Origin of the sequence: Bordetella genomosp. 9 (genome assembly GCF_002119725.1) — a bacterium.
Taxonomy (GTDB): Bacteria; Pseudomonadota; Gammaproteobacteria; order Burkholderiales; family Burkholderiaceae_B; genus Bordetella_C.
Genome location: NZ_CP021109.1, coordinates 2,084,764 through 2,111,092, shown reverse-complemented (window position 1 = coordinate 2,111,092; position 26,329 = coordinate 2,084,764). Strand labels below are relative to the sequence as shown.

The 26,329-nt window shown below is 66.1% G+C and carries 25 protein-coding genes; 7 read left to right on the top strand and 18 right to left on the bottom strand.

The window, feature by feature from the left end; genetic code table 11:
* Positions 1-68: 68 nt before the first annotated feature.
* The 5 genes from CAL13_RS09840 to CAL13_RS09820 form a co-directional block, all read right to left on the bottom strand.
* Complete coding sequence (locus CAL13_RS09840; protein WP_086073589.1) at positions 69-1,943, bottom strand: dipeptide ABC transporter ATP-binding protein; 1,875 nt, start codon at positions 1,941-1,943, stop codon at positions 69-71.
* A 14-nt stretch (positions 1,944-1,957) separates the two neighbouring features.
* On the bottom strand, positions 1,958-2,836 hold the full coding sequence (locus CAL13_RS09835) for an ABC transporter permease (RefSeq protein ID WP_086057248.1): 879 nt from the start codon (positions 2,834-2,836) through the stop codon (positions 1,958-1,960).
* On the bottom strand, positions 2,833-3,777 hold the full coding sequence (locus CAL13_RS09830) for an ABC transporter permease (protein ID WP_086057247.1): 945 nt from the start codon (positions 3,775-3,777) through the stop codon (positions 2,833-2,835). The genes CAL13_RS09835 and CAL13_RS09830 overlap by 4 nt, the downstream gene beginning before the upstream one ends.
* 71 nt (positions 3,778-3,848) lie before the next feature.
* Positions 3,849-5,363 carry an ABC transporter substrate-binding protein gene (locus CAL13_RS09825; protein ID WP_086057246.1) on the bottom strand — a complete coding sequence of 505 codons (1,515 nt, stop codon included), beginning with the start codon at positions 5,361-5,363 and terminating at the stop codon, positions 3,849-3,851.
* A 98-nt stretch (positions 5,364-5,461) separates the two neighbouring features.
* Positions 5,462-7,090 (bottom strand): gamma-glutamyltransferase family protein, encoded by a 1,629-nt coding sequence (locus CAL13_RS09820; protein WP_086057245.1) that lies wholly within the window; start codon positions 7,088-7,090, stop codon positions 5,462-5,464.
* 241 nt (positions 7,091-7,331) lie between these two features.
* Here CAL13_RS09820 and CAL13_RS09815 point away from each other — a divergent pair, with 241 nt between their 5' ends.
* Entirely contained in the window at positions 7,332-8,228 is an 897-nt protein-coding gene (locus CAL13_RS09815) for a LysR family transcriptional regulator (protein ID WP_086072249.1), read from the top strand.
* A gap of 10 nt (positions 8,229-8,238) precedes the next feature.
* Here CAL13_RS09815 and CAL13_RS09810 read toward each other — a convergent pair whose 3' ends face one another.
* From CAL13_RS09810 to CAL13_RS09800, 3 genes are read right to left on the bottom strand one after another with little or no spacing between them, the layout of a single operon-like run.
* Complete coding sequence (locus CAL13_RS09810) at positions 8,239-8,529, bottom strand: 4a-hydroxytetrahydrobiopterin dehydratase (RefSeq protein ID WP_198297947.1); 291 nt, start codon at positions 8,527-8,529, stop codon at positions 8,239-8,241.
* Between the two features lie 10 nt (positions 8,530-8,539).
* Complete coding sequence (locus CAL13_RS09805) at positions 8,540-8,878, bottom strand: P-II family nitrogen regulator (protein WP_086057242.1); 339 nt, start codon at positions 8,876-8,878, stop codon at positions 8,540-8,542.
* A gap of 32 nt (positions 8,879-8,910) precedes the next feature.
* Positions 8,911-10,587, bottom strand: a complete 1,677-nt coding sequence (locus CAL13_RS09800) for an NAD+ synthase (protein WP_086072248.1) — start codon at positions 10,585-10,587, stop codon at positions 8,911-8,913.
* A gap of 193 nt (positions 10,588-10,780) precedes the next feature.
* Here CAL13_RS09800 and argH point away from each other — a divergent pair, with 193 nt between their 5' ends.
* Positions 10,781-12,199, top strand: a complete 1,419-nt coding sequence (gene argH, locus CAL13_RS09795; RefSeq protein ID WP_086057240.1) for an argininosuccinate lyase — start codon at positions 10,781-10,783, stop codon at positions 12,197-12,199.
* 89 nt (positions 12,200-12,288) lie between these two features.
* Here the strand turns inward: argH and rlmD are convergent, their stop codons facing one another.
* The 7 genes from rlmD to surE form a co-directional block, all read right to left on the bottom strand.
* Positions 12,289-13,707, bottom strand: coding sequence for a 23S rRNA (uracil(1939)-C(5))-methyltransferase RlmD (rlmD, locus tag CAL13_RS09790; RefSeq protein WP_086072247.1), 1,419 nt, complete (start codon positions 13,705-13,707; stop codon positions 12,289-12,291).
* A 195-nt stretch (positions 13,708-13,902) separates the two neighbouring features.
* Positions 13,903-14,655: a TorF family putative porin gene (locus tag CAL13_RS09785; protein ID WP_086057238.1), complete on the bottom strand. Its 753-nt coding sequence runs from the start codon at positions 14,653-14,655 to the stop codon at positions 13,903-13,905.
* Positions 14,656-15,062: 407 nt separating this feature from the next.
* The gene (locus CAL13_RS09780) at positions 15,063-15,677 is read right to left on the bottom strand and encodes a hypothetical protein (protein WP_086072246.1); all 615 of its coding nucleotides are present in this window, start codon (positions 15,675-15,677) and stop codon (positions 15,063-15,065) included.
* 120 nt (positions 15,678-15,797) lie between these two features.
* Complete coding sequence (locus CAL13_RS09775; protein ID WP_086057236.1) at positions 15,798-16,577, bottom strand: 3'-5' exonuclease; 780 nt, start codon at positions 16,575-16,577, stop codon at positions 15,798-15,800.
* 1 nt (position 16,578) lies between these two features.
* Positions 16,579-17,478, bottom strand: coding sequence for a peptidoglycan DD-metalloendopeptidase family protein (locus CAL13_RS09770; RefSeq protein ID WP_086072245.1), 900 nt, complete (start codon positions 17,476-17,478; stop codon positions 16,579-16,581).
* 17 nt (positions 17,479-17,495) lie between these two features.
* On the bottom strand, positions 17,496-18,326 hold the full coding sequence (locus tag CAL13_RS09765) for a protein-L-isoaspartate(D-aspartate) O-methyltransferase (RefSeq protein WP_198297946.1): 831 nt from the start codon (positions 18,324-18,326) through the stop codon (positions 17,496-17,498).
* Positions 18,311-19,072, bottom strand: a complete 762-nt coding sequence (surE, locus tag CAL13_RS09760) for a 5'/3'-nucleotidase SurE (RefSeq protein WP_086057235.1) — start codon at positions 19,070-19,072, stop codon at positions 18,311-18,313. Before surE ends, CAL13_RS09765 begins: the two co-directional genes overlap by 16 nt.
* A gap of 106 nt (positions 19,073-19,178) precedes the next feature.
* Between surE and plsY the strand changes: the two genes are divergently transcribed.
* Entirely contained in the window at positions 19,179-19,826 is a 648-nt protein-coding gene (plsY, locus tag CAL13_RS09755) for a glycerol-3-phosphate 1-O-acyltransferase PlsY (protein ID WP_086057234.1), read from the top strand.
* A 34-nt stretch (positions 19,827-19,860) separates the two neighbouring features.
* Here plsY and tsaD read toward each other — a convergent pair whose 3' ends face one another.
* Positions 19,861-20,892 (bottom strand): tRNA (adenosine(37)-N6)-threonylcarbamoyltransferase complex transferase subunit TsaD, encoded by a 1,032-nt coding sequence (tsaD, locus tag CAL13_RS09750; RefSeq protein WP_086072244.1) that lies wholly within the window; start codon positions 20,890-20,892, stop codon positions 19,861-19,863.
* Positions 20,893-20,981: 89 nt separating this feature from the next.
* Between tsaD and CAL13_RS09745 the strand changes: the two genes are divergently transcribed.
* From CAL13_RS09745 to queD, 3 genes are all read left to right on the top strand, one after another.
* A complete protein-coding gene (locus tag CAL13_RS09745) occupies positions 20,982-22,274 on the top strand; it encodes an NCS2 family permease (RefSeq protein ID WP_086059364.1) in 1,293 nt (430 codons plus the stop codon).
* A 325-nt stretch (positions 22,275-22,599) separates the two neighbouring features.
* Positions 22,600-23,232 (top strand): 7-carboxy-7-deazaguanine synthase, encoded by a 633-nt coding sequence (gene queE / locus CAL13_RS09740; RefSeq protein ID WP_086072243.1) that lies wholly within the window; start codon positions 22,600-22,602, stop codon positions 23,230-23,232.
* A 28-nt stretch (positions 23,233-23,260) separates the two neighbouring features.
* Positions 23,261-23,704 carry a 6-carboxytetrahydropterin synthase QueD gene (gene queD, locus CAL13_RS09735; RefSeq protein WP_086057231.1) on the top strand — a complete coding sequence of 148 codons (444 nt, stop codon included), beginning with the start codon at positions 23,261-23,263 and terminating at the stop codon, positions 23,702-23,704.
* Between the two features lie 126 nt (positions 23,705-23,830).
* Here the strand turns inward: queD and CAL13_RS09730 are convergent, their stop codons facing one another.
* Both CAL13_RS09730 and CAL13_RS09725 read right to left on the bottom strand, forming a co-directional pair.
* A complete protein-coding gene (locus CAL13_RS09730) occupies positions 23,831-24,037 on the bottom strand; it encodes a helix-turn-helix domain-containing protein (protein ID WP_086072242.1) in 207 nt (68 codons plus the stop codon).
* A gap of 5 nt (positions 24,038-24,042) precedes the next feature.
* Positions 24,043-24,636: a DUF2975 domain-containing protein gene (locus tag CAL13_RS09725; RefSeq protein WP_232467802.1), complete on the bottom strand. Its 594-nt coding sequence runs from the start codon at positions 24,634-24,636 to the stop codon at positions 24,043-24,045.
* A gap of 267 nt (positions 24,637-24,903) precedes the next feature.
* Here CAL13_RS09725 and CAL13_RS09720 point away from each other — a divergent pair, with 267 nt between their 5' ends.
* Positions 24,904-26,322, top strand: coding sequence for an FAD-containing oxidoreductase (locus CAL13_RS09720; protein ID WP_086072241.1), 1,419 nt, complete (start codon positions 24,904-24,906; stop codon positions 26,320-26,322).
* The last annotated feature ends 7 nt before the right edge of the window (positions 26,323-26,329 follow it).

Below are 26,329 nucleotides of genomic sequence, written 5' to 3'. Positions count from 1 at the left end.
GGCCGCCCCGTTCCGGCGCCGGCCATTCGCGCGCTTGCGCAAGCGGGGGCGGCGGCCAGCCGCCCCCCTCAGGCCATTGCCGGATACGCGCCGACCGCATGCCGGGCCACGTAGTGCCCGGCTGAAACTTCCACCAGCGGCGCCACGGCCGGCTCGTCGCCGACCCTGCGCACCGGGCTTGGAATCTCGTCCACCAGCAGCGAACGCTGCCGGTGGCGCCGTTGCGGATCGGCGATGGGCACCGCCGCCATCAGCTTCTTCGTGTACGGATGCTGGGGGTTCTCGAAGATGGCACGGCGCGGTCCGATCTCGACGATCTGCCCCAGGTACATCACCGCCACGCGATGGCTGATGCGCTCCACCACGGCCATATCGTGCGAGATGAAAAGAAAGGCCACGCCCAGTTCGCGCTGCAGATCCAGCAGCAGGTTGACGATCTGCGCCTGGATGGACACGTCCAGCGCGGATACGGATTCATCGGCCACCACCACCTTCGGATTCAGCGCCAGGGCGCGTGCGATACAGACCCGCTGGCGCTGGCCGCCCGAAAACTCGTGCGGATAGCGCCCGATCATTTCGGGCGCCAGGCCGCACTTGTCCATCAGCCAGCGCACGCGCTCCTGCGCCTGCGCGCCCTTCGCGGCGCCGTGGATCAACAGCGGCTCCATGATGGAATCGCCCACCGTCATGCGCGGATCGAGCGACCCGAACGGATCCTGGAAGATGAACTGGATGTGCCGGCGCAGCGTCTGCATGGCCGCGCCGCGCAGGGCGCCGATATTGCGGCCGTCGAACTCGATGGTGCCGCCCTGGCTGCGCACGAGCTGCAGCAGCGAACGGCCGGTGGTCGTTTTGCCGCAACCCGATTCGCCGACCAGGGACAGCGTCTCGCCCGGATACAGGTCGAAGCTGACCTTTTCCACGGCATGCACCCGCCGCTGCACGCGGCCGAGAATGCCGCCGGCGATGTCGAAGCGCGTCACCAGGTCGCGCACTTTCAGCACCGGCCCGTTCTCCCGCCGCACGGTGCTTTCCGTCACGCGGCCGACCGGGTTGGCCTGGGTCTGGCCGTGCGCCACGTCGTCCATGGTCAGGAGCGGAAACGGCGCCGGTTCGTCCGTACCCTGCATCGATCCGAGCCGCGGCACCGCGGACAACAGCGCACGGGTATAGGCATGCCTAGGGCGGGCGAAGACCTCGTCCGAGCTGCCCTCCTCCACCTTGTCGCCCCGATACATCACCAGCACGCGGTCGGCCACTTCCGCCACCACGCCCATATCGTGCGTGATGAAGATCACGCCCATATTCATCTCTTCCTGCAGCTGGCGGATCAGCTGGAGGATCTGCGCCTGGATGGTCACATCCAGGGCCGTCGTAGGTTCGTCGGCGATCAGCAACTGCGGCTTGCAGGACAGCGCCATGGCGATCATCACGCGCTGGCGCATGCCGCCGGACAGCTGATGCGGATAACGATCCAGCACCGACTTCGCCTCGGGGATACGCACGCGTTCCAGCATGCGCAGGGTTTCGGCGCGCGCCGCCGCGGCGTCCAGTCCCTGGTGCAGCTGCAATGCCTCCGAAATCTGCACCCCGGCGGTAAAGCTGGGATTCAGCGAGGTCATCGGCTCCTGGAAGATCATGGCGACGTCGGCGCCGCGCACCCGCTGCAGGGTGTGCTCCGACGCCGCGGTCATGTCCAGCACTTCGCCGTTGCGGCGGCGCAGCTGGATCCTGCCGCTGGCGATGGCGCCGCCGCCATATTCGACCAGCCGCATCAGGGCCAGCGAGGTCACCGACTTGCCGGAGCCCGATTCTCCGACGATGGCGAGCGTTTCGCCGCGGTTGACGTGGAAGGACACGTTGCGCACCGCCTCCACGGTACGCTCGTGCGTCTTGAAGCGCACGGTCAGGTCGTCGACATCGACGACGCGATTGGATTCCATCGCTTGCATTGCGCTTACTTCTCCTGACGCGGGTCGAGGGCATCGCGCAACCCGTCGCCCAGCAGGTTGAATCCGAGCACGGCCAGGAAGATGGCCGAACCGGGGAAAATCGACATCCAGGGCGCCTGGGTCATGAAGTTCTTGGCGGTATTGAGCATCGAGCCCCACGATGGATTGGGCGGCTGCAGACCCAGGCCCAGGAACGACAGGCTGGCCTCCGCGATGATCGCCGTGGCGATGGTGATGGTCGCCTGCACGATCAGCGGCGGCATGATGTTGGGCAGGATGTGGCGCAGGATGATGCGCCGGTCCGAGGCGCCCAGCGCCCGCGCGCTTTGCACGTAATCTTCGTTCTTCACGGCCAGCACCTGGCCGCGCGCCAGCCGCACGAACTTCGGCGCGGCCGACACGCCGATGGCGATCATGGCGTTGACCAGGCTGGGCCCGAGAAAGGCCGCCAGCGCGATCGCCAGGATCAGGAAGGGAATCGCCAGCAGCGCTTCGGTCACGCGCGAAATGGCGCTGTCGGTCCACTTGCCGAAATAGCCGGCCAGCAGGCCGAACGGCACTCCGACGATCATCGCAATGATCACCGACGCCAGGCCCGCCATCAGCGACGCCCGCGCGCCGTACAGCATGCGCGTGTAGATATCGCGGCCCAGTTCGTCGGTTCCCAGCCAGAACTTCGCGGACGGCGGCTTGCGGATGGATGTGAAACTGGTCTGGAACGGATCGTGATTGGCGAGCAGCGGCGCGAAGATCGCCACCACGACGAAGAACAGCACGATGATCGCGCCGATCATCGCAATGCGGTTGCGGCGGAACTTGGTCCACGCCCGGTTCGTGCGGCGTGGCATCGCGCCGGCGGAAGCCACGGCAGGATGTGCGCTCATGAATGCCTCAGACGGGGATTGACAACGATATAGAGAATGTCGGCCAGCAGGTTCATCACGATGAAACCCACGGCGACGCAGAGAACGACGCCTTGCACCACGGCATAGTCGCGGTTGAACACCGCATCGACGACCAACTTGCCGAAGCCGGGAATGGTGAACACCTGCTCGGTCAGGACGGCGCCGGCCAGCAGCTCGCCGAACAGCAGCGTGACCAGCGTGACGATCGGCATCAGGGCATTGCGCAGCGCATGACGCAGCACCACCTTGCGCGGCGGAACGCCCTTCGCGCGGGCCGTGCGCACGTAATCGGCGCCCAGCGCTTCGAGCATGGCCGAGCGGGTGTGGCGCATCAGATAGGCGGCGAGCGAGGTGGACAGCACGATGGCCGGCATGATCATGGTCTTCATCGACAGCCAGAAATCCTCGGACGGCGAAACATAGCCCGACGCCGGCAGCCAGCGCAGCTGCACGGACACGATCATGATCAAAATGATGCCCAGCCAGAAATTGGGAATCGACATCCCGGAAAGCGCCGCGACGTTGGCGCCGTACTCCAGCAGCTTGCCCTTGCGCACCGCCGCCAGGATGCCCGTGGGAATGCCGACCAGCAACGCGATGATCATCGCCATCGCCGCCAGCTGCAGCGTCACCGGCAGCTTCTGCGCAATCAGCGAGGTGACGGGCACATCCGTGCGCAGCGATTTGCCCAGGTCGCCGGTGGCGACCTGCCTGACCCAGGCCACGTACTGCACCGGCAAGGGGTCGTTCAGGTGGTATTTGTCGCGCAGGTAGTCAAGCACGGCGGGGTCGCGCTCCTCGCCCGCAAGGGTCAATACCGGATCCCCGGGCAGAACCTTCTGCAGCAGAAATACGATCATCGACACCAGAATCAGCGTCGGAATCGCCACGAGGACGCGGCGCAGGATCAGTTTGAACATAGTGAAACCGGAGAAACTGGAAACGCAAAGCGCCGGGCGCGGGACCCGGCGCTGCGCGAGGCGCGGCCGCCTCAGTTCTGGGCGAACGAAACGCCCTTCAGGCGGATCATGCCGTCAGGATAAGGCAAAAAGCCCTTGACCTTACGCTGCATCGCGAAGGGCCACGGCTGGAAGTACAGGAAGGCGTCGGGCATCTCCTTCTGGATGATGGCTTCGGCCTGCTCGTACAAGACCTTGCGCTTGGCCTCGTCGGGCACCTTGCGGGCTTCGTTCAGCAGCTCGTCCACCTTGGCGTTGCAGTACTGGCCGTCGTTCAGCGCGCCCTTGCAGGTGACGAAGGGATACACGTTGCCGTCCGGATCCGGCCGGCCCGACCAGCCCCGCAGCGCCACCTCGAAGTTGCCGGCGTGCATCTGCGACAGCAGCGCGGCGTAGTCGGTGGGCCGCAGGCTCAGCTCGATGCCGGATTCCCGGGCCATCGCCTGCATCATCTCCGCGATCGCCGCCGTCGTGGTGTTGTTGCCATAGGCCAGCTCGGCCTTGACCTGGGTCATCCCAGCTTCCTTCAGCAGCGCCTTGGCCTTGGCGACGTCGCGCTTGGGCACCGGGAACTTATCGCTGTGGTAGGGGCTGGCCGGCGGAAACGCCTGGTTGGCCGGTTCGTAGATGCCGCCGCCGATCACTTCGTTGATGGCGTCGCGGTCGATGGACAGGCTCAGCGCCTGCCGCACCCGCTCGTCGCGGAAGGGGTTGTTCTTCGCGCGCTCCCCATTGTTCTGGTTGAACACGATTTCCTGGAAACCCAGGCCCGCCACGGAAGAGAAATGCAGCCTGTCGTCCTTCTTGACGTCCGGCGCATCGGAGGGATTCAGCCGCTCAAGAATGTCCAGGCCGCCCGAGCGCAGGTTCTGCAGGCGCACGGTGGTGTCCGGAATCGGCAGGAAGGTGACCTTGGTGAAGTTGTAGCTCTTGGCGTCGTAGTACTTGTCGAACTTCTCCAGCACGATGCGGTCGTTCTGCACGCGCTCCACGAACTTGTAGGGGCCGGAGCAGACGGGATTGCGGCCCACGGCGTTGGCGTCCTTGTCGTTGAAGATCGCCGGAGACAGCATCATGCCGGCGCGGTCGGTCAGCTGCGACAGCAGCGTCGCGTCGGGCTGCTTCAGCGTCAGGACCAGCGTGTTGGCATCGGGGGCGTCCACCTTGCTGATGGAGGCCAGCTCGCCCTTGCGAAAGCTGTCCTGCAGCGTGCGGGAACGGTCCAGGTTGGCCTTCGCCGCCGCGGCGTCGAACTTCGTGCCGTCATGGAACACCACGTCATCGCGCAGCTTCATGGTCAGCACGGTGTTGTCCGCATTCCAGCTCCAGGACGTGGCCAGCTGGGGCACGATGCGCAGCTTCGGATCGATGTCCACCAGCTTGTCGCACAGCGACGTGAACACGATGCGGCCCACATAAGTGCGCGCGCGGGCAGGATCCAGGACGTCCGGATCCTCCTGCAGACCGATGCGGATTTCCTGTGCCGCCGCCGACCCGGCGGCCACGGTCAACAGCGCCCCGGCAAGGGCGAAACCCAGTTTTCTCATTGCATTCCCCTTGTTCGCTGGATTGTTGGCTGGATGTTGGTTGGTCTGCCGGCCGGTTTACCGCTGCGATGCCGCGCCGCGAGCACCCGGATTCCGGCCTAGAAGCCTACGGCCTGGCCGTCGCGGCGGCTGTCGCTTGCCGCCACGTAGCCCCAGTCGTGGTTGTCTTCGGACATGCGCCAGATGAACTGCCCGGAACCGAAGTCCATATAGGGGTCGTTCACGCTCTTGAGCGTATGGCCGAGCTTTTTCAGGCCTTCCACGGTGGCCGCCGGCATGGTTGCTTCCAGGTCCAGCGTAAAGTCGCGGTTGACCTTCCAGCGCGGCGCGTCGCAGGCGGCCTGCGGGTTCTGGTGATAGTCCAGCATGCGCACGACGGTCTGCAGATGCCCTTGCGGCTGCATGTCGCCGCCCATCACGCCGAAGCTCATGACCGGCTTGCCGCCGCGCGTCAAGAAGCCCGGGATGATGGTGTGGAAAGGACGATGGCCGCCCTTCACCACATTGGCCGCCTTCGGGTTCATCGAGAAACCGACACCGCGGTTCTGCAGGCTGATGCCGGTGCCCGGAACGACGACGCCGGAGCCGAACCCCATGTAGTTCGACATGATGAAGGACACCATCATGCCGCTCTCGTCCGCCGCGGACATATAAATCGTGCCGCCGGCGTGCGGCCGGCCCGCCGCGAAATGCGTGGCCTTGTCCATGTCGATAAGCTTGGCTCGCGCGGCCAGGTAGGCGTCGTCGAGCATCTGCTCCGGCGTCACTTCCATGGTGCGCGGATCGCCGACGTATTTGTACAGGTCCGCGAACGCCAGCTTCATCGCCTCGATCTGCAGATGCTGGGACTGGATGGAATCGACGGGCAAGCCGGCGACGTCGAACTTCTCCAGGATGCCCAGCGCCATGAGCGCGGCAATGCCCTGGCCGTTGGGCGGAATCTCGTGCACCTCATAGCCCCGGTAGGCGCGGGAAATCGGCTTGACCCAATCCGGCCGGTAGTTGCGCAGGTCATCCAGCGTCATTGCGCCGCCGGAGGCCTTGCTGAAGGCGATGATTTTCTCGGCGATGTCGCCTTCGTAGTAATCGCGGCCCTTGCTTTCGGCGATGCGCCGCAGAGTCCACGCGGCATCCGGCAGGCGGAAGTGCTGCCCCACCACCGGGGCGCGGCCATCCGGCATGAAAGCCTGGGCGAAGCCCGGCTGGTCCTTCAATTCGGCGGCCGCGGCTTCCCACTTGCGCGCGGTGATCGGCGGCACCGAATAGCCGCGTTCCGCGACTTCGATGGCAGGGTCGAACAATTGCTCGAACGGCAGCTTGCCGAACTTCTCGTGCAGGGCCGCCCATCCGGCCACCGCGCCCGGCACGGTCACCGTGTCCCAACCGCGCTTCGGCTGCTTGGCCAGCCCGTCGGCGCCCGTTCCGTATTTGCGCTGGAAGTAGTCGATGCTCCAGGCGGCGGGCGCGACGCCCGACGAATTCAGGCCCTGCAACTGCTTGCCGTCCCATACGATGGCGAAGCAATCGCTGCCCAGGCCGCACGACACGGGTTCGGTCAGGGTAATCGTGGCCGCCGCCGCGATCGCCGCGTCCACGGCGCTGCCGCCTTTCAGCAGCATGCGCAGGCCCGCCTGGGCGGCCAGCGGGTGCGACGTGGCAACGATATTGCGCGCGAAGTGCGGCGCCCGGATGGTGGGATACGGGTTTTCCCAGTTGAAGGTCTTCATGGTCGGGACAAAAAAGAAGGGCCGGGGCCAAACCGGTGAAGATACGCGCGTGCTCTAATTAGATCAATTTGAATTTTTTTCGAGTCACAAAAGATATTTTTATAGATGACGCCTTCCCGGGCGTCAGCACCGCCACGGCGTGGCGGACCGTGGCGGACTCAGGGATAGCCCTAGGGCGGCTCCACGGCCGCCCGCCGCGCCCCGGCATCCGCGCGTCCCGCATCGCTTTCCCAGCGCATCAATGAGCACCATCCGCTTTCTCCGCACGTTCCTCGCCGTCGCCCGCTACGGCTCCTTCTCCGAGGCCGCCGAGCGGGTCGCGCTGACCCAGGCGGCCGTCAGTTTCCAGATGCGGGCCCTGGAAGAAGAACTGGGCCGCGAACTGTTCGACCGCAGCGGCCGGCTGGCCATCCTGAACGCGGCCGGGCGTGAGCTGCTGCCGGAGGTCAAGCATCTGCTGGATCTTTACGACCGGATGCGGCTGCCGCGCCGGCCTGGCCCTGGCGAACTGGCCGGCTCGGTCGCCTTCGGCGCCATCGTTTCCTGCATGGGACCGCTTTCCAAGGTCGTTTCCCGCATGAAACAGGAACACGATGGCCTGGACGTGCGGCTGTTCACCGGCAAATCGGGGGAGCTGGCGGAAAAGGTCGAAAGCGGCGACCTGGACGCGGCGCTGGTGGTGGAATCGGGGCGCCGGATGGCGAGCACGCGCTGGACGCCACTGTACGAGGAGCCGCTGGTGGTGCTGGCGCCTCGCGCCGCCCCGGGCGGCACGGTGCACGAAGTGCTGGAGCGCAACCCCTTCCTGCGCTTCGACCGCACCCAACGCACAGGGCTGCAGATCGACCGCGTGCTGCGGCGGCTGAACGTCCACGTGCATGATTTCCTGGAGCTGAACGCGATCGAAACCGTCGTGGAACTGGTGCGGCAGGAAGTGGGCGTCAGCCTGCTGCCGCTCCTGATGTCGGCGCAGTGGCGAACCGCGCCCGATCTGCGCGTGCTGCCGCTGCCCCATGATATCGGCCCCGTGGCCAGGGCCGTCGGCATGATCGAGCGCCGCGAACACGCGCGACAGCATCTGACGGAATCGATCTTCCAGCGCTACGCGAGGTTGTTCGACGCGAGCGTCACCGCATAGCGGATCGCGCCTAGCCGCGCGCGATGTCGTCCATGAAGCGGGCCAGCCGCACGTCCTTTTCCGTCACGCCGCCTGCGTCATGCGTGGATAACGTGACGTCGACACGGTTGTAGACGTTGAACCATTCGGGGTGGTGGTTCATCTTTTCGGATATCAGCGCGACGCGCGACATGAAACCGAAGGCCGCGTTGAAATCCGCGAAGCGGAACGTCTTCGCGATGGCGTCCCGGCCGGCGGCCACGCTCCATCCGCCAAGCTCTCGCACGGCCTGCTCGGCGCCGATCCGGATGACATCGCTCATGGCAGCGGCCCTACAAAGCCTCGTTACCGGATTCGCCGGTCCGGATGCGGATGGCCTGCTCGACCGGCGTGACGAAGATCTTGCCATCGCCGATCTTGCCCGTGCGGGACGCTTTCACGATGGCCTCGATGGCGTTTTCGACCAGGTCGTCGGGCAGCACTACTTCGACCCGGATCTTCGGCAGGAAGTCCACCACGTATTCCGCGCCGCGATACAGCTCCGTATGCCCCTTCTGGCGGCCGAAACCCTTGACCTCGGTCACGGTCAGGCCGCTGACGCCCACTTCGGCCAGCGCTTCCCGAACTTCGTCGAGCTTGAACGGTTTGATGATGGCGGTGACTTGTTTCAATTGCAGTCCTTGGTTCTATTGATTCTGCGAATCTAGGGCGTTTCCCGGAATCCGTTCGTGACAGGATAGCGCCAATCCCTGCCGAACGCGCGCGGCGTGATGCGCGGCCCCGGAGGCGCCTGCCGGCGCTTGTACTCGTTGATGCGGATGAGCCGCACCACCTGCTCCACCGCGTCTTCCGGGAACCCGGCCGCGACGATATCCGCGGCCGAGGCGTTGGCTTCCATGTAGCGTTCCATGATGCCGTCCAGGATCTCGTACGGCGGCAGGCTGTCCTGGTCTTTCTGGTCTGGCCGCAGCTCGGCCGACGGCGGGCGCGTGATGATGCGCTCAGGAATGATCTCGCGCTGGCGATTGCGCCACTGGGCAAGGCGGTAGACCAGCGTCTTCGGGACGTCCTTGATCACCGCGAACCCGCCCGCCATGTCGCCGTAAAGCGTGCAATAGCCGGTGGTCATTTCGGATTTGTTGCCGGTGGTCAGCACCAGGTGGCCGGTTTTATTGGACAAGGCCATGAGCAGCGTGCCCCGCGCGCGCGCCTGGATATTCTCTTCCGTGGCGTCCGGGGCCATGCCGGCGAACTGCGGCGCCAGTGCGCCTTCGAAGGCGTCCACCACCGGGCCGATCGCGATCACGTCGTAGCGCACGCCCAGCCGCCGCGCCATCTCGGCGGCGTCCGTCTGCGAGATGTCGGCGGTATAGCGGGAAGGCATCATCACGGCGCGCACGTTTTCGGCGCCCAGGGCGTCCACGGCGATGGCCAACACGACGGCGGAATCGATGCCGCCGGACAGGCCGATGATGGCGCCCGGGAACCGGTTCTTGCCCAGATAATCGCGCACGCCCAGCACCAACGCTTTCCAAACCTGCTCTTCCGTTTCGGTGGGGGCGACGTCGGCCTGGGCGCCGACCGGCGCGATCCGGCCATCGGCGGCCACATCGACGGCCTGCACGCAGGACGTGAATTCCGGCAGGCGGGCGCAGGGCCGGCCCTGCGCGTCTACGGCGAACGAGGCGCCGTCGAAGACCAGTTCATCCTGCCCGCCCACCATGTTCGCGTAGATGACCGGCCCGCCGCTCAGCCGCGCGCACTCGGCCGCGACCTCCAGCCGCTCGGCCTGCTTGCCGGTGTTGTAGGGCGACGCATTGGGCACCAGCAGCGCCTGGCTGCCTGCTTCGCGCGCGGCGCGAGGCACCCGGTCGAACCAGATGTCTTCGCAGATGGCCACGCCGAACCGTACCCCCTTGACGTCGAAGGTCAGCGGCTGAGCCTGGGATGTGAAATACCGCTGCTCGTCGAACACCGAATAGTTGGGCAGTTCGCGTTTGCGATAGGTGCCCAGCACCCGGCCCTCGAACAACACCGACGCCGCGTTGTAGAGGGCGGGCCTGCCGTTGCGGTCTGCGAACGCATAGGCTTTGGCGCCGCGCGCATCGCCGTCCACATGCCCCACGATGACGTGCAGGCCCTTGAGCTGCGCCAGATCGCGCCGGAGTTCGTCCAACTGCTCCTGCTGCTCCTTCACGAACGAGGGCCGCAGCAGCAGGTCTTCCGGCGGATAACCGGTAAGGACGAGTTCGGGAGTCAGCAGGATGTCCGCGCCCATTTCGTGCGCCTGGCGGGCGGCTTGCAGGACGCGTTCGGCATTGCCGCACAGGTCTCCGACGTGGGCATTGATCTGTGCGATCGCGACGCGGGGTGCGTTCATGGGAAACGTTCCGTATTGGGAGGTCGAAACACCGGCATCGGAAGACGGCCGGCCGAAAATCGCGCGAGGAACCGGACACGCCGGCGTGGTTCGATTATCTCACCAGCGCGGCACGCTGGCGTGGCCCGGTCATCTCGCCAGCGGTGCGATTATCGCACCACGCGCAATGCCGGCTCTATATAATCCCCAGACTATGTCGACGCCCTCCTCCCCCGCCCAAAACCAGTTCGCCAACAAGGCGCAAGCCTGGTCCGCCCGGTTCTCGGAACCGGTTTCCGATCTCGTCAAACGCTACACCGCGTCCGTGGATTTCGATCGCCGGCTCGCCCGCCACGACATCCAGGGCTCGCTGGCCCATGCCGACATGCTGGCCGCGCAAGGCATCATCTCCGCGCAGGACAAGGCCGACATCGAACGCGGCATGGCGCAGATCCTGTCGGAAATCGACGCCGGCACCTTCCAGTGGCTGCTCGATCTGGAAGACGTTCACCTGAACATCGAAAAGCGGCTGGTCGAACTGGTGGGCGACGCGGGCAAGCGGCTGCACACCGGCCGTTCGCGCAACGACCAGGTCGCCACCGACATCCGCCTGTGGCTGCGGGGGGAAATCGACATCGCGCTGGACCTGCTGCGCCAGTTGCGCCATGCCCTGGCCACGGTGGCCGCGGAACACGCCGACACCATCATGCCGGGCTTCACGCATCTGCAGGTCGCGCAGCCGGTTACCTTCGGCCACCACCTGCTGGCGTACGCCGAAATGTTCGGGCGCGACGCCGAGCGGCTGCAGGATTGCCGCCGCCGGGTCAACCGGCTTCCCCTGGGCGCCGCCGCCCTGGCCGGCACCAGCTATCCGATCGACCGTGAACGCGTCGCGGCCACGCTCGGGTTCGAGGGCGTTTGCCGCAATTCGCTGGACGCCGTGTCCGACCGCGATTTCGCCATCGAGTTCTGCGCCGCCGCCGCACTGGTCATGACCCATATCTCCCGGCTCTCGGAAGAGCTGGTGCTGTGGATGAGCCCGCGCGTCGGCTTCATCGATCTGGCGGACCGGTTCTGCACGGGCAGTTCGATCATGCCGCAGAAGAAAAACCCGGACGTCCCCGAGCTGGCGCGCGGCAAGACCGGCCGCGTCAACGGCCACCTGGTGGCGCTGCTCACCCTGATGAAAGGCCAGCCGCTGGCCTACAACAAGGACAACCAGGAAGACAAGGAAGGCCTGTTCGACACCGCCGATACGCTGCGCGACACGCTGACCATCTTTGCCGACATGATCGGCGGCATCAAGGTCAAGGCCGACAACATGCGCGCCGCCGCCCTGCAGGGCTTCGCGACGGCGACAGATCTGGCCGACTATCTGGTCAAGCGCGGCGTGCCTTTCCGCGACGCCCACGAAGTGGTGGCCCATGCGGTGCGCGATTGCGAGCAGCGCGGCTGCGACCTGGCCGACCTGACGCTGGACGAACTGAAGGCGTATCACGCGTCCATCGGTGAGGACGTCCATCAGGTGCTTACCCTGGAAGGTTCCGTCGCGGCACGCAATCACATCGGCGGCACCGCGCCGCAGCGCGTACGCGAAGAAGCGCAACGCGTGCTGGCCCAGACCGCCGCATGACCGCCCGGGCCTGAGCGCCCCGGGCCCGGGAGCCTGCCGGCTCCCGCCCCTTCACCGCACGGCCCACGGCCCGGCCCACGGCACAGCCCTCAGGCCGCTTGCTCAGCCTTGCCGGCTCCCAGCGCTTCTCCGGCTTCGATGCCCTCTGCCCGCTTCGCCGCGGCCTGGCGCTGCGCGGCTTCGATGGCAGCCGCGTCCTGCGATTCGAATACGGCAATCGATTCCACGTGTCCCGTGTGCGGGAACATGTTGATGACGCCGGCGCTCAAAAGCGCATAGCCGCCTTCGTGCACCATGATGGCCGCGTCGCGGGCCAGGGTGGCCGGATTGCACGACACGTACACGATGCGCCGCGGGCGCTCCTGCGCGGACAGCTGTGCCAGCGCCTGCGCCACGGCCTGGGCCCCCTCGCGCGGGGGATCGATGAGCATCCGGTCGAAATGGCCCAGGCCGCGCAGCCAGGACACATCCACCTCGAACAGGTTCAACGTGGCAAACGACGTGCGCGCCCCAAGACCATTGCGCGTGGCCGCCTCGTGCGCGCGGTCGGTCAGGGCTTTGCTGCCTTCCACGCCCACGACTTCGCGCGCACGCGTAGCCAGGGGCAGCGTGAAGTTGCCCAGGCCGCAGAAAAGATCGGCCACGCGCTCATCCGGCTGGGCGTCCAGCAGCGTCAGCGCGCGCGACACCAGCGTCCGGTTGATCGCGTGGTTTACCTGCGTGAAGTCGGTCGGACGGAACGGCATGCGCAGACCGAACTCCGGCAGGGTGTAGGCCAGCGCGTCGGCATGCTCGCGTTCCAGCGGATGACAGGTGTCCGGCCCCTTGGGCTGCAGCCACCACTGGACGCCGTGCCCGGCCGCGAAGGCGCGCAGGATACCGATGTCTTCCTGGGTAAGCGGCAGCAGATGGCGCAGCACCAGCACGGTGGCGGCATCGCCCACGGCCACCTCGATCTGCGGCAGGCGGTCGGGGGCGGACATCGACGCGATCATGGCGCGCAGCGGCAACAGCAGACGCGCCACGTGCGGCGGCAGCACATGGCATTCGCGCATGTCCGCCACATAACTGCTCTTGCGCTCGTGAAAGCCCACCAGCACGCCGCCCTTCTTGGGCACGACGCGCACCGACAGCCGGGCCCGGAAGCGGTAGCCCCAGGTCGGCCCGTGCAACGGCGGCAGGATGCGCCCGGGCCGCAGCTTGCCGACGTGCCAGAAGGTGTCTTCCAGCGACCGCTGCTTGATCGCCACCTGGGCAGAGGGCTCCAGGTGCTGCATGGCGCAGCCGCCGCAGACGCCGAAGTGCGGGCAGCGCGGCGCGACGCGTTGCGACGAGGGGCGCAGCACCTGCACGGTACGCGCGATTTCGTACGAAGGCTTGCGGCGCACCGTGTCGGCAGCCACCCGTTCGCCGGGCAGCGCGCCCTCGACGAACACCACCTTGCCCTCCCGGCGGGCGATGCCCCTGGCTTCCAGGTCCAGGGATTCGATATTCAGAACTTCAGCCATCGGCAGTCTCATCAGAAGAACCCGCCATTGTAGAAGTTCCGGCGCGCCGCCGCCGCGCCGCCCTGTTCGCCTGGACGGCCCGGCGCCCCGGGACCCGCCCACGGACGCGCTGGACGAAAAAAAACCGTCCGCCTCGTGGCGGACGGTTCCCCCTGGGAGCGCGGACAAGCCGCTTTTGGTATTCGGTTGCGGACGTCAGAACGTGCGCGAGATCGAGGCGATCAGGCCCAGCCGGCCGGCCGGATGGTCGTACTTGGTGTTGTACCAGTTGTCCTTGGACGCGCCGACGGCGGCAAGTCCGAAGACCCAGCCCTTGATGTCCTTGGTGACGCCCAGCTTGTAGTCCACGTAGTGGCCCAGATCGTCCCCGTCCGTATCGACCTGGTTTTTCAGCTTCTGGTATCCGACGTGGCCCACGACGCCCCAGCCATCGCCCAGGTCGAAGGTGGCGGAGGCATCCAGGTACCACGTGCCCTTGGAATTGGGCGTGCTGAAGAAGTCGCCCGGCGTGTACGAGTACTTCAACGCATAGTTTGCGTAGGACAGGCCAAGGTAGATGTCGGTGTTGTTGTAGTTGCCGCCCTTGGGCGACGAGGAGCCCGGATAGTAGTAATGCAAGGCGCCGACATCGACGCCCAGTCCCTTGTACACCTCGCCGCGCCAGCCGCCGTAGAAATCCATTTCCAGGTTGCCGTCCGTATAAAGCGTACTCGAGACGTTGGAGTTCCAGTTGCCCAGATAAAAGCCGGAGGCATGCGTCAGGTCCAGGCCCAATTGCGCCGCGGGCCTGAAGTCGGTTTGCGAGTAGCCGCGGAAGCGATAGTCGTTGGTGATCGCGGCATTGCCGCTCAACGAGAAACCGGCGCCCAGGTCGGTGGGTTCGCCATGAGCCGCCGCTGCGAAACACGCGACGGCAACGAAGGGGACTGCGCGCAACGTCTTCTTCATGTTCAAGGTCCTGGTTCAATGGGGCATCGATGTGGCATGCCGGGCGACGCGGCCCGCCATGGCGCAGCAGAAAGACCTACAGCTTCGAAGCCCGGCCTTCGCCTCCATCGAACGATGGCATCCCTCCCGGCTTCATCCCCGATAAAGCGAAATCCGTGCCATGTTTGGCGCGTGACGGAATGCCGCCGTCCGCGCCGGCCGCGTCGCCCGCAAAACGGGCGCTGCCGATGCGCCCGCACGGCGCGCGCGACCGTGGAGCCCCATCCATGCGCCAACGCGCGCACCATCATCGTGCAAGCCGGGCCGCAATGCCCCATAAAAGGGATCGGCCATGAAAAAACCCCGCACGCGGCGGGGCACAGGAAAGAAGACGCAAAAGGCGCCCCGCCCAGGCGGGGCGGGCGGCATCAGCTTGCGGAAGGCGGCGCGGCCGGCTGCTCGCGATGGCCGGCACCGTCGCGCCCTTCGCGCTCCTGCTTGCGGCGGGCCTCCATACGCGCCTGGCGCTCCTTGACGAACTGTGTGATCTGCTGACGCTGGCCGTCGTTCAGGCTATCCCAGAGCGCGAGCCATTTCTGGCGCACCTGCTCGGCCTGGGCTTGGGCCTGTTGCCGGCCTTGTGTTTCGTCCTGGACCAGCGCGTGCGGATCGAGCTTGCCTGCCTGCAGCTGGGCGTCCAGCGCCTTGTGACGGGCCATGCCGCGTTCGCGCAGGGATTTACGCAAGTCCTGCTGCGCCTGGCGGGCGGCATCGAACAAGGCCTGCTGCTTGGCGTCCAGCTTCAGCTTGGCCACTTCCTGCTTGCCGATGGGACCCACGCCGGGCAGCCAGAGCGCGTCGCGCATGGCCGCCATGTGGTGGAAGCGGTGGCCGGCCGGCCCGCGGCCCTCCGGACCCGCGGCGGATTGCGCGGCGGCCGAAGGCGAAGCGTCAGGCGCGGCCGTGGCGGTCCCGGCAAACGCGCCGGCGGCAAGGGTAACGGCCAGGCTGGCAACGATGGGACGAATGGCGAATCGGGTCATGAAAGGTCTCCTGTGGAGTGAGTGCGAGACCATTGTGGGGGCGGGCCGATTACGCGTTGGTTTCGTGCGCGGGGCGGAATATTTCAGTCGATTGCGCGGCCGGCTGCCCTTTGCCGACATTCAGCCTTTGTCCCAGGCTTCCAGATATTCCTTCCAATGCGGCGCGGGACTGACCGCGAGCGTATTGCGCACCAGGTCGATCTCCGCCTGGTAGGAAGCCGCATCCAGCTCGCCGCGCAGGAAGCGCCAGCGGCAATACACCAGCCAGGTGTTGACCACGTCGGTCTCGCAATACGCGCGAACCTCGTCGGCCTTGCCCTGGGTCCAGGCTTCCCAGACCTTGCCGCCATCCATGCCGAGCTTGCCGGGAAATCCGCAAAGCTTGGCGAGCTGGTCCAGCGGCGCATTGGCGCGGCCGTTGTACTTCGCCAGCACGTCCATCAGATCGATGTGCCGGGTGTGATAGCGGCCGATGTAATTGTTGAACTTGAATTCGCGGTCGTCCTCGCCCATGTCCCAATAGCGTGGCGCGGGCACGGCATGGATCAGACTGCGATAGTGCAGCACCGGCAGATCGAACCCCGAACCGTTCCAGCTGACCAGCCGCGGGGTATAGCGCTCGATCGTTTTGAAAAAGCCGGCCAGCAGGACCGGCTCCGGGTCGTCCGGATTGCCCAGGGTCTTCACCCGGAAACCCTGGTCGTCCCGGAAGACGCAGCCGATCACCGCGACCCGATGCAGATGCAGGGGCAGGAAATCGCTGCCCGTGGCCTCGCGACGCTGGGCGAAGGCGCGTTCGGCCACCTCGGCATCGGGCACTTCAGGCCCCCACCCGTTCAGACGGCGCAGGCCGGCCACGTCGGGCAGGGTCTCCAGGTCGAAGACCAGGGTAGGCGTCATGTCAGCGCGCCGGCAGATAGGTCAGCGGGTCCACCGGCGTGCCCTGGCGCCGGATTTCGAAGTGCAGGCGCGGCGATGTCGTATCGGTCTGGCCGACCTCCGCGATCTTCGCGCCCTTCTTCACTTCCTGTCCGGTCTTCACCAGCAGCGTGCGATTGTGCGCGTAGGCCGTGATGAAGCCGCTTGTGTGGTTGATGATGATCAGGTTGCCCAGGCCGCGTACGCCATTGCCGCTGTACATCACCTTGCCGTCGGCGGCCGCGACCACCGGATCGCCGGGATTGCCCGCGATATCGATACCCTTGGTGGAGGTGCTGAAGGTTGTTATCACCTGGCCTTGCGCGGGCCAGCCCCAGTTGACGCTGCCGGCGTCGGCCGCGCGCGCGGGCTTCGGCGTATCGGCCGGCGCCGGCGGGGTCGGCGCCGGATTGTTGGCGGCCGCGGCCGGCGAGGCAGGCTCTTCGCCAGGCGGCGGCGGCAAGGGCGTGGGTTCGGTTTTCTGTTCGGGTGGCCGCACCGGGGTGGCAGGCGCCGTCTTCGAGCCGCCCGCCGATGCCGACGCCGCTCCGGAAGGCGCCGACAGCTTCAACACCTGGCCCACGGCCAGATGGTTGGAGTCGACGATGTTGTTCCAGCGTTTCAGGCTTTCCACGTCGACGCCGTTGGCGCGGGCGATGCCGTACAAGGTATCGCCGGGCTTGACCACATAGGTTCCACCCGCTGCAGCCGGCGCGGGCGCCGGCGTGGCCGTCATGTCGACCACCGGCGCACGCGTCGTGCGCGACGCGCAGCCAGCCAGGAAGAGACAGATAAGACCCACGCCAATCAGCAGGTGGGCCGAGCGCGCGGCGTGCGCGCCAGGGGATACGGTTCCGGTCAGCGACAACTGCCCGTCGAGCATGTGATTCTCCTGGTTGCTCAAGATTGTATGCCGGCCCTTAGCGGGACAAAACGAACGGCTTCGAGTTCCACCCGTTTCCAGCTTGACGCGCCGGTGCGTTCGATCAGCACCAGGCGCTGGTTCGAACCGCCCTCGGGCGCGATCAGGCGGCCGCCGGGCGCCAGTTGCGACAGCAAGGCTTGCGGAATCGTCAGGCCGGCGGCGGCCACAACAATAGCATCGAACGGCGCGGTGTTCGGCAGGCCCAGCATGCCGTCGCCATGGGTCAGGCGCACACGCGTGGTGAGACGCAGCTGGCGCAGGTGCCCGCGGGCCAGTTCGTACAGGCCGCGTATGCGTTCGATGGCATGGACGTCGCGAACGAACTGGGCCAGCACGGCGGCCTGATAACCGCATCCGGCGCCCACCTCCATGACCCGCGTGGGCTCACGGTCTTCGCAGACGGCGGCGATCATGCGCGCCACCACCCATGGCTGCGAAATGGTTTGCGAATGTCCGATCGGCAAGGCGGCATCTTCGTAGGCGCGGCTCGCCAGGGCCTGGTCCACGAAGATGTGGCGCGGCACCGCTTCCATGGCCGCAAGCACCCGTTCGTCGGTAATGCCCTGGGCGCGCAGCCGCTGCACCATCGCGCGGCGCAGGCGCTCGGAATTCAGCCCGAGATTGGCCGAGCTGTCGGGCGCCGGCGGCGGCGGCGCCACGCGCGGCAGGCCGGGCGGCGAGACGCGGGTATTGCTGTTGGCGGGCGTGAACGCCGGCGCGAGGCTCCCCGTTCGATACGGTGCGCTGCCCCGCGTCCCGGCGGGCGCGGCCCAGGGCGTGGGCTCCGGACCTACCCGTTTGCGCATAGAGGCTCCGCCCATGACCGCACCTCGGCCAGCCGGCCCTGGTGCGTCAGATCCAATCGCAACGGCGTAATCGATACCGCGCCTTCAGCCACGGCGTGAAAGTCCGTATCCGGCCCGGCGTCGGCCGCCAGTCCCGCCGGCCCGATCCAATAGACCGTGTCGCCATACGGCGTCGTCGTGCGAACGACCGGCTCGGAAGGATGTCGCTTGCCCAGGCGCGTCACGCGCATGCCTTGCATCGCGTGCAGCGGCCGGTTGGGGAAATTCACGTTCAACAGCACCGGCGCCGGCAGGGGATGCGCGATCTGGTGTTCGACGACGCGGCGCGCCATGGCGGCCGCGGCATCAAGGTGCGCCCAGCCTTTGTCATGCAGCGAGAACGCGATGGCCGGGATGCCGAAAAGATAGCCCTCGATGGCGGCGGCGACGGTGCCGGAATACAGCGTATCGTCGCCCATGTTGGCGCCGTTGTTGATGCCGGATACCACCAGATCCGGACGCGCTTCGACCAGGCCGCCCGTCAAGGCGATGTGCACGCAGTCGGACGGCGTTCCGTTCACGTAGTAGAAACCGTTGGCGGACTCGCGCACGGATAGCGGACGGCTCAGCGTCAACGAGTTGGAGGCGCCACTGTGGTTGACCTCCGGCGCGACCACGGTGAGCTCGCCGAGTCCACGCAAGGCGTCCACCAGGGCTTGCAGCCCGGGCGCCGAATAACCATCATCGTTGGAAACCAGAATCCGCATTCTGCGTCGAAAAGAAAATTACGGCCGCGGGGTGCGTCGAATTGTACTGTACGGGCGCACCGGTCACGGTAGAATCCGCGGCTACTCATTTTGTGGAAAGGCCTCGATGCTGCAGATTTCCCACCCCGTCGCCTTCAATATCGGGCTGGTCGTGCTGTCCTATCTGATCGGCTCGGTGCCGTTCGCGGTAGTGGTCAGCCGCGTCATGGGGCTGCAGGATCCGCGCACGTATGGGTCGGGAAATCCCGGGGCGACCAATGTGTTGCGCTCAGGCAGCAAGGCCGCCGCCGCCCTGACGCTGCTGGGCGACGCGGCCAAGGGCTGGTTCGCGCTATGGCTCGTCAAGACGTTGAGCAGTCCCGTCGGCATGACCTGGAACGTCATGGCGCTGTCGGCCATCGCGGTTTTCCTCGGGCATCTTTTCCCGGTGTTCTTGAAATTCCGCGGCGGCAAAGGCGTCGCCACCGCCCTCGGCATTCTTTTCGCCGTGTCGCCGTGGCTGGCGCTTGCCACGGTTGCCACGTGGATCATCATCGCGGTGTTTTTCCGGTATTCCTCGCTTGCGGCGCTGGTTGCCGCCGTATTCGCGCCGCTGTACTACCTGTTCGGCGGCAATATCGCCTGGTACACGGAAATCCCCCTGCTTGCCGCCATTACCCTGATCAGCGTGCTGCTGATCCTGCGCCACCGCGCGAATATCTCGCGTCTGCTCAAGGGCACGGAATCGCGCATCGGCGAAAAGAAAAAGGCCTGAAGCTTTTTTGAAGCAGGCCCGCGGGTTCACGGCGCTAGATTTCGGCCAGATCCCACCGGGGACGGACGGTGAAGGCGTGATCGCCGCGGTCCAGCACCGCCAAGCCTGCCTTGACGCGCTCGGCCGCCGCAAAGGCGATCATGGCGCCGTTATCGGTGCACAGCGACAGCGGCGGAAAGAACGCGGTTGCCTTCATGCGCGGCAGCGTCGCGGCCAGGCGCTCGCGCAAGGCCTTGTTGGCGCCGACCCCGCCCGCCACCACCAATCGCCGCAAGCCGGTTTCCTTCAGCGCGCGGGTCGCCTTGGCGGCCAGCACATCGACGATGGCGGCCTGCGTGGCCGCCGCCAGGTCGGCCAGGGCGTTGGGACCCGCCGCCCCGCCGCCGCTTTCCATTGCTTTCATCCGGGTCAGCACGGCCGTCTTCAGGCCGCTGAAACTGAAATCGAGGTCGCCGCTGTGCAGGATGGGCCGAGGCAGGTCGAAGCGCGTGGCGTCGCCCTTTTCCGCCAGGCGGGACAGCGCCGGTCCGCCCGGATAGCCCAGGCCCATCAGCTTGGCCGATTTGTCGAAGGCCTCCCCGGCCGCGTCGTCCAGCGTTTCGCCAAGCAAGGTGTAGCGCCCCACCCCATCGACCCGCATCAGCTGGGTGTGACCGCCCGATACGAGCAAGGCGACGAAGGGGAATTCCGGCCGGGGATCGGCCAGCATCGGCGACAGCAGGTGCCCTTCCAGATGGTGAATGGCGATTGCCGGGAGATCGCGGGCCCAGGCGAAGGCCTGCGCCACGCTGGCGCCCACCAGCAACGCGCCGGCCAGGCCCGGGCCTGCGGTATAGGCCACCGCGTCGACATCCGAGACGGACAGGCCGGCATCGGCCAGGACCTGGCGCGTCAACGGCACCACGCGGCGCACGTGGTCGCGCGAAGCCAGCTCCGGCACGACGCCGCCGTACTCCTCATGCATGGCGATCTGGCTGTGGAGCGCGTGCGCCAGCAGGCCGCGCTCGGTACAGACCACGGCCACGCCGGTTTCGTCGCAGGAACTTTCAAAGCCGAGAATGATCATGGCGGCGAGTTTACATGCACGGGACATGCTATTTTCGCGCCTTGGCCGATAACGCCCGCGGGACGATGGGCAACGCCCTGGAGAAGCGAATGCTGGAACGATTTTTTCGATTGACGGAACACGGAACGACGGCGCGCACCGAAGTCGTCGCCGGGCTCACCACTTTCCTGACGATGTCCTACATCATTTTTGTGAACCCGGACATTCTGTCGACGACCGGCATGGACCGCGACGCGGTCTTCGTCGCCACCTGCCTGGCCGCGGCCTTGGGTTCTCTGGTGATGGGCCTGCTGGCCAACTGGCCCATCGGCATGGCGCCCGGCATGGGGCTGAACGCCTTCTTCGCGTTCACGGTGGTCAAAGCCATGGGATACACCTGGGAGCAGGCGCTGGGCGCCGTTTTCATCTCCGGCGTGATCTTCCTGATCCTGACCGTCACCGGTGTCCGCAGCTGGCTGATCCGCGGCATCCCGCAATCGCTGCGCAGCGCGATTGCGGCGGGCATTGGCTTGTTCCTGGCGATCATCGCGCTGTCGAACGCCGGCATCGTGGTGGCCAATCCCGCCACCAAGGTGAGCCTGGGCGACCTGCGCACGCACGGGCCGCTGTTCGCCGTGCTGGGTTTCTTCATCATCGCGGCGCTGGATGCGCTGCGCGTTCGCGGCGCCATCCTGATCGGCATCCTGGTGGTGACCGCGCTGTCCATGGTGCTCGGCTACAACGGCTTTCATGGACTGGTCTCGACGCCGCCCAGCCTGGCGCCCACGTTCCTGCAGCTCGATATCGCCGGGGCGCTGCATAGCGGATTTTTCCACGTGATCCTGGTTTTCGTGCTGGTGGAGGTCTTCGATGCCACGGGTACGCTGATCGGCGTGGCCAAACGCGCCGGCCTGATTCCGGAGAACAAGCCGAACCGCCTCGGTCGGGCGCTGTTTGCCGACAGCGCGGCCATTGTGGCCGGTTCGGCGCTGGGGACCAGCAGCACCACCGCCTATGTCGAGAGCGCTTCGGGCGTGCAGGCTGGCGGCCGCACCGGATTGACGGCCGTGATCGTGGGTCTGCTCTTCCTGGCAGCGCTTTTCATCTCGCCGCTGGCGGGCTCGGTGCCCGCCTACGCCACCGCGCCCGCCCTGCTCTACGTCGCCGGCCTGATGATGCGCGAGCTCATCGAGGTTGACTGGAACGACGTGGCCGAAGCGACGCCCGCCGCCCTCACCGCCCTGGTCATGCCATTCACCTACTCGGTCGCCAACGGCCTGGCCTTCGGCTTCATCAGCTATGTCGTGTTGAAGACGCTGACGGGCAAGGTGCGGGAAATCCATGCGGCGACGTGGCTGGTGGCGGCGCTGTTCGTGATCCGGTTCGCTTTCTTTGCGGGGTGAGGAGGACCACCCCCGAAGCGCTGGCGCGCTTCCCCCTCAAGGGGGCGCGCCTTGCGGACCGGCGAAGCCGGATCCGCGGCGCCCCGGTCGGATGTGGTTTTTTTGGGGCGTTGTGGGGGTTGAGCGCTGCGAGCTTTCTTGGGGACGGGGCGTGTCTGGGGATCGGGGGGCCTTGCGGGGCCACCCCGCGAAGCGCTGGCGCGCTTCCCCCTCAAGGGGCGCGCTGGGGAGTCGCGGCGCGGCGCGGGGGGTAGCCCTACGGGTTGTGGGGGATGGGTTCCTTTCCGCTTGGTAAAATATGGCGTTTTGGATACCCGCTGTTTTCATGACCTACGCCGCGAAGGAAATCTTCAAGACCCTGCAGGGTGAAGGGGCGCAGGCGGGGCGCGCCGCGGTGTTCTGCCGGTTGGCCGGCTGCAACCTGTGGTCGGGCCGCGAAAGCGACCGCGCCACCGCTGCCTGTACTTTCTGCGATACCGATTTCGTCGGCACCGACGGCCCGGGCGGCGGCAAGTTTGCCAGCGCCGAATCCCTGGCCGATGCGTTGGTGGCCGAATGGGGACCGGAAACCGAAGGCCGCTACGTCGTCTTCACCGGTGGCGAACCGCTGCTGCAGCTGGACCGGGCGCTCATCGACGCCGTGCATGCACGCGGCTTCCAGATCGCCATCGAAACCAACGGCACGCTGGAGCCGCCCGAGGGCATTGATTGGATTTGCGTCAGCCCGAAAGGCAAGGCGCCGGTCGTCCTGCGCGCCGGGAACGAGCTGAAGCTGGTCTACCCGCAGGCCGACGCGCGGCCCGAGGCCTTTGCCGATCTGAAGTTCGATCACTTCTTCCTGCAACCCATGGACGGCCCGGCTCGGCTGGCCAACACGCGCGAAGCAGTGAACTATTGCATGCAGCATCCGCAATGGCGGCTCAGCCTGCAAACCCACAAATACATAGGCATTCCATGACTAGCCTTACCCTGGCGGAGAACCGGGCATGATCTCCGTCACGCGCCGGCTCGAGTTCGACGCCGGTCACCGCATTCCCGACCATCGCAGCCAGTGCCGCAATCTGCACGGGCATCGCTACGTACTTGAAATCACGCTGGCAGGCGATGTCGTCGACGCCCCCGGCGCTTCCGACAATGGCATGGTGATGGACTTTTCCGACATCAAGGCCATCGCCAAAGCGCACGTGGTCGATGCCTGGGACCATGCTTTCCTCGTCTACGCCGGCGACACCGCCGTGCGCGGCTTCCTGGAAAGCCTGCCCGGCCACAAAACCGTGGTGATCGACCGCATCCCCACCGTGGAGAACCTGGCGCGCATCGCCTTCGAGATTCTGCAGCCGCAGTATCTGCGCCACTACGGCCGCGACCTGCGGCTGGCCCGGGTGCGGCTATATGAAACCCCGAACTGCTGGGCCGACTGCGACGGCTGAACCGGTCCCGATTCGGGGCCTTTTTGTGCGGCCTTTCATTTTGTGCGCCTTTCGTTTACCGCCTATTCGCCCTCGCCCCTTCTGCTACGGCTTGTAGGCCGTCGGAATCGGCGGCGACGCCCGGCGCTATTTCGGCTGGTATCCCAACAGATCCCCCGGCTGGCAACCCAGCTCCCGGCAAATCGCTTCCAGCGTGTCGAATCGGACGCCCTTGACCTTGCCCGATTTCAGCAGAGACAGGTTTTGTTCCGTGATGCCGACCGCGGCGGCAAGATCCTTCGACTTCATTTTGCGCATGCTGAGCATGACGTCGAGCTTGACGATGATGGGCATGGGGATCACACGAACTGGCGGTTTTCTTCATAGAGCTCCGCGGCGCGGCCGAGAATTCGCGCGATAACAGCGATGCTGGCCGAAATAAAAAGCGCCACGATGTCGGAATTGTCAAAGGAAAGCGACACGATGCGCTGCCCCGTGCCGCGCAACAGGGTAAGCCACACGCTCAAAATGGGCTCGCACAGGGTCTCCAGCAACACCCACCAGGCGACCGCGCAGCCTGTTTTGCCAAGATGAACTGCGGCCTGACTTGAAAAATACGCTCCCATCGCATACTCGCGAAACAAGGCGCGAAGGTGCCGCAGCCCGTTGATCAGCGCGAGCAGCGGCACGCTAGAAATCAGAACGGCGCCAAGCAGTTGCCACCAAGTCAGTTCACGGGCGGTGACTTTCAGGGTATCCAATAGGCGTACCGATAAGCCGAAATTCCAGCCGGAGTTCTGCACCGACGCGGTGTATTGGAACCAGGCAGCGGCATTGAGGGCCAGCATCGCGACCATGAAGGTGAACGTGATCCCAGCCATGCGGTGGCTGAGTACGGCAAGCTTGTCGGCAGCCTTGGAGGGGATGGCCGGCGTCGCCTTCGGAGTAAGCATGGGAAACCTCCAACTGAAACATCGATGAGCGGACAACAGGCTGGCGGCGCTCGTGCACCTCGGGCGCCTGCGATCCTGCATGCAATCTTAACGATCTACTTATCGTAAAACAATAATTCATTATTGTTTTGCTTGAATACACTCGCGCGTTTTCGTACGCAATTCAACGCTTCGCCAACGCTGCCCGACCGTTTACAGTGAAGTCACCCGCTAATCGATCCGGTCGCGCGCCCGTCGCGCACGCGCGGCCGCTTAAGGAGGTGCTCAATGATCACCGGCTCAATCGACGACTCCCGGCCTTCGCACGACGCCACGCACTTCGACGCCATCGTGGTCGGCGCGGGCCAGGCCGGCCCTCCGTTGGCGGAACGGCTGACGCAGGCCGGGTTGCGCGTCGCCGTCATCGAGCGCAAGCGCTTCGGCGGCACCTGCGTCAATACGGGCTGCATGCCGACCAAGACCCTGGTGGCCAGCGCCTATGCGGCGCACCTGGCGCGCCGGTCCGCGGACTTCGGCGTCGCCTTGCAAGGCAGCGTCGGCATCGATGCCCGCCGGTTGAAGGCGCGCAAGGACGAGGTCGTGCTGCGCGCCCGCGCCAATGTCGAAAAATGGCTGCGCGGCATGCCCGGATGCCATGTGCTGGAAGGCCATGCCCGTTTCGCCGCGCCGAACGAAATCGATGTCGATGGTCACCGCCTGTCCGCCGACCGGATATTCCTGAACGTGGGCGGGCGTGCGCACATTCCGGACATGCCCGGCGTAATGGACGTGCCCTTGCTCACGAATACCTCCTTGCTGGATCTGGAAGAAGTCCCCCGGCATCTGGTGGTGATCGGCGGCAGCTATATCGGGCTGGAGTTCGCGCAGATGTACCGCCGCTTCGGCGCCCATGTCACCGTGGTGGAAAAAGGGCCGCGGCTGATCTCCCGCGAAGATCCGGACATCTCCGAAGCCATCCTGCGCATCTTCGAAGACGAAGGGATCCGGGTGGTCCTGAACGCGGAGTGCATCCGCCTCGCGCCGCATGCCGAAGGGGCGTCGGTGCACGTCTCCTGCGACCGGGATCCCGGACCCATCGTCGGTTCGCACGTGCTGATAGCAGTTGGGCGCCGTCCCAACACCGACGACCTTGGGCTGGACGCCGCGGGTGTGGAAACCGACGAGCGCGGCTATATCAAGGTGGACGACACGTTGCGCACTAGCGTGCCGGGCATCTGGGCACTGGGCGATTGCAACGGGCGTGGCGCCTTTACCCATACTTCCTACAACGACTTCGAGATTGTGGCGGCGAACCTGCTCGATGGCGAGACGCGGCGCGTCACCGACCGCCTGCCCTGCTACGCCCTGTATATCGACCCCCCGCTGGGACGCGTCGGCATGACCGAGGCCGCCGTGCGCGCGGCGGGCCGCCCGGCGCTGGTCGGCGTCCGCCCCATGTCGCGCGTGGGGCGGGCGGTCGAAAAAGGTGAAACGCAGGGCTTCATGAAAGTCGTCGTCGATGCGCAGACGCAGGCGATCCTGGGCGCGGCCATCCTGGGCACCGGCGGCGACGAGGCGATCCACGGCATCCTCGATGTGATGGCGAGCAAAGCGCCCTTCCAGACGCTGCGCCGCGCCGTCCACATCCACCCGACAGTATCCGAACTGATTCCGACGGTACTCGGAGAGCTGAAACCCTTGAACTGAAAACGGC

Bases quoted from the DNA above. Each gene is read 5' to 3' on its own strand.
- CAL13_RS09840 (WP_086073589.1), bottom strand. From the start codon at position 1,943: ATGGAATCCAATCGCGTCGTCGATGTCGACGACCTGACCGTGCGCTTC.
- CAL13_RS09835 (WP_086057248.1), bottom strand. From the start codon at position 2,836: ATGAGCGCACATCCTGCCGTGGCTTCCGCCGGCGCGATGCCACGCCGC.
- CAL13_RS09830 (WP_086057247.1), bottom strand. From the start codon at position 3,777: ATGTTCAAACTGATCCTGCGCCGCGTCCTCGTGGCGATTCCGACGCTG.
- CAL13_RS09825 (WP_086057246.1), bottom strand. From the start codon at position 5,363: ATGAGAAAACTGGGTTTCGCCCTTGCCGGGGCGCTGTTGACCGTGGCC.
- CAL13_RS09820 (WP_086057245.1), bottom strand. From the start codon at position 7,090: ATGAAGACCTTCAACTGGGAAAACCCGTATCCCACCATCCGGGCGCCG.
- CAL13_RS09815 (WP_086072249.1), top strand. From the start codon at position 7,332: ATGAGCACCATCCGCTTTCTCCGCACGTTCCTCGCCGTCGCCCGCTAC.
- CAL13_RS09810 (WP_198297947.1), bottom strand. From the start codon at position 8,529: ATGAGCGATGTCATCCGGATCGGCGCCGAGCAGGCCGTGCGAGAGCTT.
- CAL13_RS09800 (WP_086072248.1), bottom strand. From the start codon at position 10,587: ATGAACGCACCCCGCGTCGCGATCGCACAGATCAATGCCCACGTCGGA.
- argH (WP_086057240.1), top strand. From the start codon at position 10,781: ATGTCGACGCCCTCCTCCCCCGCCCAAAACCAGTTCGCCAACAAGGCG.
- rlmD (WP_086072247.1), bottom strand. From the start codon at position 13,707: ATGGCTGAAGTTCTGAATATCGAATCCCTGGACCTGGAAGCCAGGGGC.
- CAL13_RS09785 (WP_086057238.1), bottom strand. From the start codon at position 14,655: ATGAAGAAGACGTTGCGCGCAGTCCCCTTCGTTGCCGTCGCGTGTTTC.
- CAL13_RS09780 (WP_086072246.1), bottom strand. From the start codon at position 15,677: ATGACCCGATTCGCCATTCGTCCCATCGTTGCCAGCCTGGCCGTTACC.
- CAL13_RS09775 (WP_086057236.1), bottom strand. From the start codon at position 16,577: ATGACGCCTACCCTGGTCTTCGACCTGGAGACCCTGCCCGACGTGGCC.
- CAL13_RS09770 (WP_086072245.1), bottom strand. From the start codon at position 17,478: ATGCTCGACGGGCAGTTGTCGCTGACCGGAACCGTATCCCCTGGCGCG.
- CAL13_RS09765 (WP_198297946.1), bottom strand. From the start codon at position 18,326: ATGCGCAAACGGGTAGGTCCGGAGCCCACGCCCTGGGCCGCGCCCGCC.
- surE (WP_086057235.1), bottom strand. From the start codon at position 19,072: ATGCGGATTCTGGTTTCCAACGATGATGGTTATTCGGCGCCCGGGCTG.
- plsY (WP_086057234.1), top strand. From the start codon at position 19,179: ATGCTGCAGATTTCCCACCCCGTCGCCTTCAATATCGGGCTGGTCGTG.
- tsaD (WP_086072244.1), bottom strand. From the start codon at position 20,892: ATGATCATTCTCGGCTTTGAAAGTTCCTGCGACGAAACCGGCGTGGCC.
- CAL13_RS09745 (WP_086059364.1), top strand. From the start codon at position 20,982: ATGCTGGAACGATTTTTTCGATTGACGGAACACGGAACGACGGCGCGC.
- queE (WP_086072243.1), top strand. From the start codon at position 22,600: ATGACCTACGCCGCGAAGGAAATCTTCAAGACCCTGCAGGGTGAAGGG.
- queD (WP_086057231.1), top strand. From the start codon at position 23,261: ATGATCTCCGTCACGCGCCGGCTCGAGTTCGACGCCGGTCACCGCATT.
- CAL13_RS09730 (WP_086072242.1), bottom strand. From the start codon at position 24,037: ATGCCCATCATCGTCAAGCTCGACGTCATGCTCAGCATGCGCAAAATG.
- CAL13_RS09725 (WP_232467802.1), bottom strand. From the start codon at position 24,636: ATGCTTACTCCGAAGGCGACGCCGGCCATCCCCTCCAAGGCTGCCGAC.
- CAL13_RS09720 (WP_086072241.1), top strand. From the start codon at position 24,904: ATGATCACCGGCTCAATCGACGACTCCCGGCCTTCGCACGACGCCACG.